The sequence below is a fragment of the Bartonella rattaustraliani AUST/NH4 genome (genome assembly GCF_000312565.1).
Lineage (GTDB): Bacteria > Pseudomonadota > Alphaproteobacteria > Rhizobiales > Rhizobiaceae > Bartonella > Bartonella rattaustraliani.
The window spans coordinates 1-3473 of record NZ_CALW02000091.1; the positions used below are offsets into that span (position 1 = coordinate 1).

Here is a 3473-nt window from a genome sequence, read left to right on the forward strand (position 1 = left end):
TATGAAAAGCATGTGATCTTTTAAAGCCTTTCAAAAGATAGCTTGTAACTCATAAGAGATGCTATCAAGACCATTATGGTTATGAGTTTTGAGGTTTTGAAGATTTTGAGGGTTCCTTTTACCCCCCTTATATATTTTTTTTCAATCAAAAAAATAAAAGTCATTATATTTCAAGTGGTTAATGTTTTAAATAAACAGCTTATATTACACACAACACGTAAATACAATCTATGATATATATACAAGGGGGTTTTGAAGGTATTTTGAGGGTGTTAGGAACTTTCAAAACCTATAAAGTCATATAAGAAAATGAATATACATAACTCTCTTAAACAACGCTTTTGAAAAGGATAAAGCTATCATTTCAGATTACGGTATAATCTTTTAAAGGCAATCCAAAAAAATCTGATCTTATAGAGGAAGGGGTTTCTGAAAAGCCTTAAAGCAATCCAAAGTAGAGTGTTTAAAAGTGCAAATCATTTCTTTTTAGAATAACGCATATAAACTATCCTTTTAAAGATTGTATGTAAGCAACTTAACAAGAGAGGTATAGACTATAGTTATAAGACTCTTACCCCTTATGAGTTTATCATACCCATTATGTGAGCATACCTTATAAGTTATTCAGTTTCTCTTATTTCTAATGTTGGTAAGTTTCTCACAATTTTCATGGTTTCTAAACTTACTGTGATAACCCGTTGAAACAATTCTAAGGGGTAAGCAGGGTTGCCAATGGTCTCAACGGCATAACGATTAGCATCATTAACAATACCACTTTTTTTATCGGTCTTTACACATTGACGCCCCATAACCCATTCAAGAGCAGGTTTGCCATTGACGATATACTCATAAGTTTCAAGAGGGATATCTGTCATGATGATATTGCTGTTATAAATAACAGTGGTTTTATCTTTTGCCTTACTATCCTTAATTTTTGCGAATTTCATTTCAGTCACATAATAGAATTTTTCGGGATTAGGGATATCAGTTAATTTTGGATGACCCTTTTTAAAGGTCACTGGATAAGGGGCTACAGTTTCATAATTCATGTGCAAGTCACCCAGTTCACGTCCTGCTGTCACAAACTTCCAAAAATCATCAGCAGTTTTCACACAAGGGATACGAGGCAATTCTTTGCATAAATTATGCGCATAATGAGTGCGATAATCTTCCGAATGCAAAATACCGTAAACATAATAGAATAGATCATCTTTAGTGATAGTTTCATGAGGATAAGCTGCTTTAAAATGTGCTAATCCTTCATCAGTGAGTGCATCACGCCTCTGTATACCAGCTGTTTTGTTTTCCTCTATAGAGTTTGTAAATAAATGGGATTGTTTCTTGTTTTTATCTTTTAAGACCGTAATATCTTCGTAAATATATCTTGGAAAGCATTGACCTTTATCCACTACATCAAGGTTAGGTAAACTTTTTGCCATAAGTACAGAAAAACCCGATTGGGTTCCGGTACCTGTCACTTGTATTATTCTATTTTCAACCACCTTCCCCATAGGGAATATACGCGGCATTTGGTAAACCATTTCATTAAAGGCACGACTATAATAGAGCCACTGTCGTGTAAATGGACGATACAAACTTTGCGTAAGGCATGTAGTCTCAAATTCAAAAATCTTTTCTTTTGCCAATTCTTGTTTAAGAGCACGACTCCAGCTAATTTTACTCTCATCCGTATTGATAAAGTCATTCACAACCTTTTCACGCGCTTTATGATCAGCGTGTAAATAAGCATCATTAAATCGTTCCACTTCATTGTTATAGAAGGCAATCATATTACTCATGTTATTCTTTAAAGTTTCATGGCTTGAGTTATACGTCCAAGCATCACGATTGGTTACAATCCCAAGAGAAAACGTTTCAAAAAGCTTTTTACCATGACCTTTTTTATAACCTATAGCTAAAAATGTTTTGAAATTGTTATCACGTTGATGAATCCAATCCCCATGTTCATCCGGTGTAATTATTTTCCAACCCGATTTATTTGTGATGCCACCAACACTATCAAAGTATTGAAGCATCTCAAGTTTTTTTGGGGTAGAAAGATTATCACCAATGTCGTGATAGTAAATTTCACATGGTTGTTTTTTATTTGGATTGCGCACAAAAATCGTTACGGCTATTCCATTTTGGCTTCCAGAACCAAAGACATTGCCTCCTTCCTTTGATAGCTCTTTTGATTTTATATTTTTTCGGATATCACCACGAAGATTAATAATATAAATAGAAGAATATTCATTCTGTAAACATTTTCGCATGCCATCAGCAAATGTTTTATCTATCCATCCATTTCCAGAAATATAAGCTACAACACCACCTTGGGAACTTAAGCGATTACTTGCCCACCTAATCGCTCGAATATAGCTATCATAGAGATTTCTTTTTAATGTTGCTTGAGATTTAAGTGCATACGTATTTTGGATACTTCTATCAAGTATTTCATATTCTACATTTGCATTATTATCATTCTCACTTTTTTGTCCTACTGAATAAGGAGGATTACCAAGGATAACTTTGATATCGAGTTTTTTCTGAAGTTCTAAATAGTCACTGTTTGCTTTGAATATACCTCGCAGCAAATCTTTCTCTTCAAGCATCTGAAAGGTATCAGCCAAACCAATATGCTTAAAGGGTATATAATTCCCTTTCATAAGACTATGATAGGTTGTTTCAATGTTAATCGCTGCTATGTAATAGGCAAGTAAAACAATCTCATTGGCATGAATATCATGACGGAATTTGTATTCCATATCCTCTGGTTTGATGAGATTGGATTGTAAAAGTCTTGTGATAAAGGTTCCCGTTCCAGTGAAAGGGTCAAGAATAGAAACATCACGAGACCCAAGGCTTGTTTCAAACTCATTGCGCAACACATCATCAACGGAATGAATGATAAAATCAACAACCTCAACGGGGGTATAAACAATTCCAAGCCTATCCGTGGTTTTCTTAAATGCCTTGGAAAAGAAATCCTCATAGAGTTTGATAATAAGGTTCTGCCTTGCATGGGGTTCGGTAATCCCTGAGGCACGGAATTTCACACTGTTATAAAACCCTTGTAATTCCTTAGACTCTTGCTTGATATCGGTTTTATCTAACTCAGCTAAAATCCTTTCCATCGCTTGAGAGATGCTATTGTTCTGTATAAATTCATTGCCATCAAACAAGGCTTCAAACACGGGACGCGTGACAAGATGTTGTCCTAACATCTCAAGCGCTTCTTCTTGCGTAAGACTGTCGTTTAAATTGCTCTTTAATTCCTTATGAAACGCATCAAAAGCACACCGCGCTTTGCCTTTCTCATCAGAAAGAATATCTTTAAGATGATTGATATGGTTTTGAGCAATTTCAGCAACATTATTCGCCCAAATGCCCCAATAATCAGAAAGGGTCGATCTTTTAATCAGAACCGTTTTAAGGGCACGAGGGAATGCCGCCATAAAGTTGAAGCTTGTTTG

General features: G+C 35.1%; 1 protein-coding gene. It reads right to left on the reverse strand.

The window, feature by feature from the left end; translation table 11 throughout:
• Nucleotides 1-620 precede the first annotated feature (620 nt).
• Nucleotides 621-3473 (reverse strand): type ISP restriction/modification enzyme (locus tag BN67_RS10695; protein ID WP_026088292.1); only part of this gene is annotated, 2853 nt, incomplete at its 5' end.